The organism is Steroidobacter sp. (assembly GCF_016790065.1).
GTDB lineage: Bacteria > Pseudomonadota > Gammaproteobacteria > Steroidobacterales > Steroidobacteraceae > Steroidobacter.
In genome coordinates this window covers 1-6,723 of record NZ_JAEUPY010000159.1, presented here as the reverse complement: position 1 = coordinate 6,723, position 6,723 = coordinate 1, and the positions used below count along the sequence as shown (strand labels likewise).

Annotated in this window: 3 protein-coding genes; all 3 read left to right on the top strand. The window is 61.7% G+C overall.

Annotated features, from left to right (window positions below; translation table 11 throughout):
• On the top strand, positions 1-2,181 hold a 2,181-nt coding region (locus JNL55_RS06710; RefSeq protein WP_293851060.1), incomplete at its 5' end, for a TonB-dependent siderophore receptor.
• A gap of 9 nt (positions 2,182-2,190) precedes the next feature.
• Positions 2,191-5,124, top strand: coding sequence for a serine hydrolase (locus tag JNL55_RS06705; protein WP_293851057.1), 2,934 nt, complete (start codon positions 2,191-2,193; stop codon positions 5,122-5,124).
• Positions 5,115-6,723: S9 family peptidase (locus JNL55_RS06700; protein WP_415923022.1), on the top strand; the 1,609-nt coding region annotated here is incomplete at its 3' end. The genes JNL55_RS06705 and JNL55_RS06700, both read left to right, overlap by 10 nt.

Here is a 6,723-nt window from a genome sequence, read left to right as displayed (position 1 = left end):
CTGCGCACCAATGGCATCCGCGGCGTACTGTCGACGCGCGAGGCTGTGGAGCAACTGCTCCAGGGCACCACTTTGCAGCTGCGCACCGATGAGTCCACCGGCGCGATGATGATCGAGTCAGCCGTACCGCGACGCTCGGGTGTTGCAGATCGGCCCGCCGATTCGTCATCGCACGCTGCCGAAGTTGAATCACCCGACATGGTCGTGGTCACCGTGTACGGGCGCAGCGACCGCGATACCGTGCGTGAGGTTCCTCAGAGCGTGCGGGTGTTCGACGAAAAATTCCTGCAAATGACCAACATCGATACCGTCGGCGATGTGCTGCGCTTCGTGCCTACTGCGGCCCGCAATGCTTCGGACATGACCGTATTCGGTGACAGCTTCACCATTCGTGGCTTCGATGCGAGCTCTACGCTCAACGGCATCGGCTTCAACAACTTCGCCCAGCAGCGCGGCACCATCAACGTGGAGCGGGTCGAGGTACTGATGGGGCCCGCTTCAGTGCTCTACGGCGCGATGGAGCCCGGCGCTGTGGTCAACATCGTCACCAAGAAGCCACTGGCGCAGTTTCGTGCCGAAACCTCCGCCGAAATCGCTTCCTACGGTAGCCAGCGCTACACGCTGGATGTCACCGGCCCGTTGACTGATTCGGTGCGTGCGCGACTGACCGGCGAGGTGCGCGACACGCAAACCTACGTGAATCATTATCGCGAGAAGAGCTATGTCGTTTCACCTGTCGTCGCTTTCGATCTCACGGATCGGACCGAACTGTTGATCGAAGGTGTCTTGGGTCGCAGCACTCGGCCGAACGGTGCGTACTACGGCGTGCCGTCGCAAGGTACGTTGTTGCCCAACCCGCTGATGGGGCCGCTGCCGATGTCATTCAATCCCGGCGAGCCTGGCGGTTTTCCGGCGCGCTCCTATCGCGAGTCCGAAGACATCAATGCGCGGCTGACGCATTCGTTTGCCAACGATTGGCAGGTTCGCCTGGCCTACAACTACACCCGCAACACTTATCACGATGCCGACGTGCTGGCGTTCGGCTTCGCTGCGGATGGACGTACGCTGCGCCGAGGACTGTTCGCATATAACTTCCTGGAGACCGACGGCGAGAAGGACAACATCAACGATGCTCACATCGATGTCTCAGGCGAGGTGCGTACCGGACCGGTAGTTCATAAACTGGTGTTCGGTGCGGAACGGCGTGAATCGCGCTTCCGGGGCAACGCTGCCTTTCTGGGAATCGGCGCCATCGACGCGTATGCACCCGTGTACGGCACGGTCGTGCTCAACGCGACGCCGGCTAACTTCGCGGCTGGCCAAGGCGTCACCGAGTCCACCATCAATGCGCTATTCGTGCAGGACCGGATGCAGCTCGGCGACAAGCTGAATTTGATTCTGGGCGTGCGACGTTCGGAGTTGAAAGAGACGGCAGTGTACTCCGACACTTCAAAGCTGACTGATTCGGCTTGGGTGCCGCAGCTCGGCGCGCTGTACGCGTTGACCGATCGCATCTCGCTGTTCGCAAGTCGTAACGAATCCTTCGTGCCTCAGGGCGGCAGCTCCTTCGGTAACGTGCCGTTCCCGGCAGAGACCGGGTTGCAGTACGAACTGGGCAGTCGCTTCGATCTGGGCGGCTCGGGTCTGTCCGCCACCGCGGCTTTGTTCCAGATCGAGAAGGACAACATCTCCACCGCCGATCCCAGTCATCCCGGTGAGTCGATCGCGATCGGTTCGGTGCGTTCGCGCGGTGTCGAGCTGGGGTTGCAGGGTTATCTGCTGCCGCAGTGGTCGCTGCAAGCCAGCTACGCGCACATGAAGACCGAAGTCACCAAGAACAACGATGGTTTGCTGGGCAACGAGTTGCCCAATTCGCCGCACGACACGGTGTCGCTGGCCAGTCGTTACGATTTCACGCAGACGGCGTTGCGCGATCTCGGCCTGTCCATGGCGGTCTCCTATGCCGGCGAGCGTTTCAGCGATCAAGGCAACAGCGTGCTCATTCCCAGCAGCTGGCGCGCCGATCTGGGGGCGCACTATGCGTTCAACGATGCGTTGAATCTGGATCTGTTGGTGAACAACGTCACCGACGAGCGCATCTACACGGGCCTGTACTTTCTAGGACTGGTGACTCGCGAGCCCGGGCGCACCTACTTGGCCCGCCTGACTCTGCGCATGTGAGCGTCGGCCATGCGACGCTCGATGCTTGCAGGGGGCTGCGGGCTGCTTGGTTTGTTCGCTCTGCTGTCAGGGCAGCCCGCCGCATCTCGAGGCAATGAAGCGGACTACGCAGCAGCAGGCCGACGAGCCGCGGCGCTGCTGAAGGAATACGAGCAGCCCGAGGCGCCGGGCTGCGCGGTCGCTGTGTATCGAGATCAGCAACGCCTGTTCGATGGCGCTTTCGGATTCGCAGATCTAGCGAAACGAGAGCGGCTCACGCCGTCGCATGCCTTCGGCGTGGCTTCGATGTCCAAGCAGTTCACCGCCGCGACGTTGGCGATTGCTGCTGACGAAGGCTTGCTGTCGTTACAGGATGACGTGCGCAAGCATATTCCCGAGCTGTCCGACTATGGGCAGCCCGTCACCTTGTGGCAGTTGGTGCATCACACGGCCGGGCTTCGTGACGATGGCGTGCTCATCGAACTGACCGGAAAGCCGTCCGACTATCGACAGCGGTCCGAGATCATTGCGTTGTTGGCGCGGCAGAGGAATCTCAACTTTGCTCCCGGCACGCGGTTCCTGTACGGGAACACGGGCTACATGTTGATCCCGGAGATCATCGAGCGCGCGGCCGGTGTGCCGTTCGCGGAGTACGCACGCTCTCGCATCTTCGCGCCGCTGGGGATGCAGCGAAGTCATTATTTGCAGCAGGGGCTCGACGAAGTCGGGGCTGCAATCCCTTATTCGCGCCGGGATGGGCATTGGGTCGCTACCGAGACGCGAGATCAGCTCGCGCGCATTGGCAATGGCGGGCTGGTCACGACGCTGGCGGATTACCACCAATGGGCAGCTAACTTGCTCTCGGAAGGGGATGCGTTACGCGGTGGCCCTGCGTTGATCCGTTCGTTGAAGCAGTCGACGCCATTGCCGGACGGCTCGGCGACGCCTTACGCCTTCGGTTTGCGCACGGGCGAATTTCTAGGGTGGCGAACCTTGGGACACGGCGGCTCGGGCGACGGCTTCAAAACTCATTCCATGCTGTTCCCTGAGCTGGGCTTGACGGTGGCCGGCTTCTGTAACAACGGCGTGTATGCGCAACCGTTGGTCATGCAACTGGCTTCGTTGTTTCTACCGCCAGCACCGAGTCAGCCATCGCCCGCAGCGGCTACTCGTGCAACCAATCTCGTCACATTGGCTGGCGTGTATCGCGAATCCGAGCTGGGCTGGCCGATGATCGTCACGTCCGAAGCCCATGGGCTGCGGGTCGACGGCGATGCGCTGTCCTATTTGTATAGCCCGTTGGGCGATTCCCATTTCGGCGCCGAAGGCGGCTTGGAGATCGAATTCGTCGGCGGCCCACGAACTCGTGAGCTGCGGCAGTTGGGTGAACGGCGGTACGGCTCCGGCCGGTTTCAGCGTATCCAGACGGCTCGTCCCACGGCGATGGAGTTGCAAGCTTTCACGGGTCGGTTTTTCAGCGCCGAGCTCGGTGCTGCCTATGTCATCGCAGTTCGCGACGGTGGCTTGATCGTTCGGAACGAGAGCGCGGAGCCGTCGCTGGCTGCCACCGTCCCGCTGCAGCCGCTGCTCGCCGATGAGTTCTATTCCATACCGCAACGCTGGGTCTTGCATTTCCAGCGCGGCGCGGATGGTTCGGTCGATGGGTTCAAGCTGACGGCACAGTTCGGTTGGGTGCGTGACGTTTCATTCGAGCGGTCGAGTACCGCGGCGCTGTCGTGGGCGAAGCGTGAAGCACAGCCGCTGCGCTTGGAGCCGACACAGGACTATTCGATGCTGTCGGAACGTTTGCGGGGAGTGTCGGTGGTGGCACTCGGTGAGGCCAATCACAACGCGCACGAGTTTCTGCAGCTACGCAATCAGTTGTTCCGATACCTGGTCCAGCAGCAGGGCTTTACCGCCATCGCTGTGGAGAGCGATTACTTGCAGTCGCTGGCAGTGGATGACTACGTGCTCGGCAAGCCGCTGCCGGTAGACCCGCAGGCCCGCGCCGTCATGTCGTGGTCATACGGCAGCTTTCAGGAGAATCGCGAACTGATCGAATGGATGCGCGACTACAACGCTACTGCAGGCACAGGACGGAAGTTGCGCTTCTATGGACTCGAGGCGCGGGGCGATTTTTCTTACGACGGCGCACCGATCCTGTCTGCACTGGGGCAGTACTTGGAGCGTGTCGATCGGGAAATGGCCGTGGATTTTTCACCGCGCTTCGAGAGTTGGAAAGAATCGTTCAACGCGGCGGCCTACCGGCATCTGTCGCAGGCGGAACGTGACCGGATCAGTCTCGATCTGCAGGATCTGTTGACGCGCTTCGAACAATGGCACGTGATCTGGACCCGGCGCACCTCGCAACTCGACTACCAGCGTGCGTATCGGCTTGCCGTGGTCGCGCGACAGTTGGAGACGGAGTTGCGTACCGGCGGTGGCGGTCGTGACATCGCTTCCTTCGACAATCTGCGCTGGGCGTTGGAGCGTGAAGGGCCGCAGGGGCGGGTTTTTTTGTTCATGCATAACATGCATGTGACCCGTTGGCGAAAATTTGCCCCGCCCGCCAATCCGCTCTACACCTCGATCGGCGAGCATGCCGCAGAGCTTCTCGGGGACCGGTTGTTCGTCATCGGCACAGCGCACGGCGGCGGTGCTACGCGGCACTGGCTCGATCTACCAGGATTCGACAATTGTCTGCACCCGCTGAGCGCCGCGGCGCCGGGCAGCATGGACGCGCTGCTCGCCAAGGTGAGTTCGTCCAGTTATTTGCTCGATCTCCGGCGGCTGCCGGCAGACAGTGCCGCATTCGATGGGTTCGATGTCGAAGCTCCGGTCCGCAATATCAATGTGGCGTCCGGCTACAGTCCGCTGCGTCCGGCGCGGTCGTTCGACGCGCTCGTGTTCTTTCCTTCCATTACTCCACTGCAGCACCAGCCGTCGGATTTGCGATGTCCATGACTGATATTCGTTCGTCGGCAGGGCTGCGGCTGCTGCTTGGTGTTGTCCTCTGCGTTCTACACACGAGTGCGACACACGCTGAGGCGACATATGAGCGCTATCTGAAAAACCTGCCTGCGGTGGGACAGCTGCGAGCCAGTTCAAACGGCGCTGCGGTGACCTGGACACGCATGCTCGAAGGCCGAAGAAGTCTTTGGATCGCGGATGGCGTCGGGTTGCAGCCGCGCGTGTTGCTTGAGTATCCGGATGACGATGGCTTGCCGCTGTCGTCGCTGACAATTGCGCCCGACGCGCGCCACGTGGCGTACATCCGCGGCGGTTGGCCCAATCGGCAAGGCGAGACCAACAACCCGCATGACTCAGCTGATCCGCAGGAACGTGTGTTGTGGATGATGGCGAGTGACGGTGGTGCGCCAATGCGCATCGCGGGTGGGCCGGGAGCGGCATTGCATGCGCCGACCTTCTCTACGGATGGCCGCATGCTGGCTTATGCGTCGGGCAGCGAGGTTTGGTTTGCGCAGGTGGCGAATGGTTCGACGTCACGAGCATTCACGATTCGCGGTCGGGTCGGAGCACTGGCGTGGTCGCCGGACAGGCGCTCACTGGCTTTCGTGAGCCAGCGCGACGATCACAGTTTCGTCGCCGTATTCGATCTGGCGACTCGCTCGATACGCTATCTGGCTCCGAGCATCGATCGTGATGCGAATCCCGTGTGGTCGCCGGATGGGCGGTGGTTGGCCTTCGTGCGAACTCGTGAGCCGGTGCAGATGTATCGTTTCTCCGATCGTTCCTCGGGCATTCCCTGGTCGATTCTGGCAGCGGACACGGCGACGTGGACGGTGCGCACCGTCTGGACTGCGGATCCTGGCGTGGGGAGCGTGTTCGTGGAGTTGGAGCAAGACACCGCGAGCGGCATGGGGCCGGAGGACAATTTTTCCAGCCTGCTGTTCACAGCCGACGATGAGCTGATCTTTCCTTGGGAGCGCAGCGGTTCGGTGCAGTTGTATCGTGTGCCGGTAGCAGGTGGGAAAGCCACGGCAGTGAGTCGGGGAGACGGCGAAGTGTCCACGGCGGCCGTGAGCGCGAACGGAAAATTGCTGGTGTATCAGCAGAACGGCAGTAGCCGCGAGCGCTTCGACATCTATCGAGTGGATTCGCAGCGTCCGGCGCGGCTCATATGGGAAGGCGCGCCGCCGGATGCGCCGACCGCACCGCTTGCCGATGGTCGCGTTGTTTTCATCGGCGAGACTAGCCGAACCCCGCGACAGGTGACGTTGCAGCAAGATGCAACTGCGAAAGCGCAGGCCATCGACACTATCCCTGAGCAATTTCCCACGGCGGCGATCTCAGAGCCGGAGATCGTCACGTTGGTTGCGGAGGACGGCTTCGCTTCGCGCGGATTGTTGTTTCGTCCCAAGCAGAAGCGCGCGGTGAAACGTCCCGCGTTGGTTTGGGCACACGGAGGGCCACGCGATATCACTTTGCCTGGGGTCTCCAAATATGATTCGCGCTGGATTCATTCCGCTGTGCTGGCCGGTTACGTGGTCCTCGCCAGCAACTATCGCGGCAGCATCGGTTACGGGCGCGACTATCGAGAAG

Coding starts and splice junctions, on each gene's coding strand:
- JNL55_RS06705 (WP_293851057.1), top strand. CDS start 2,191: ATGCGACGCTCGATGCTTGCAGGGGGCTGCGGGCTGCTTGGTTTGTTC.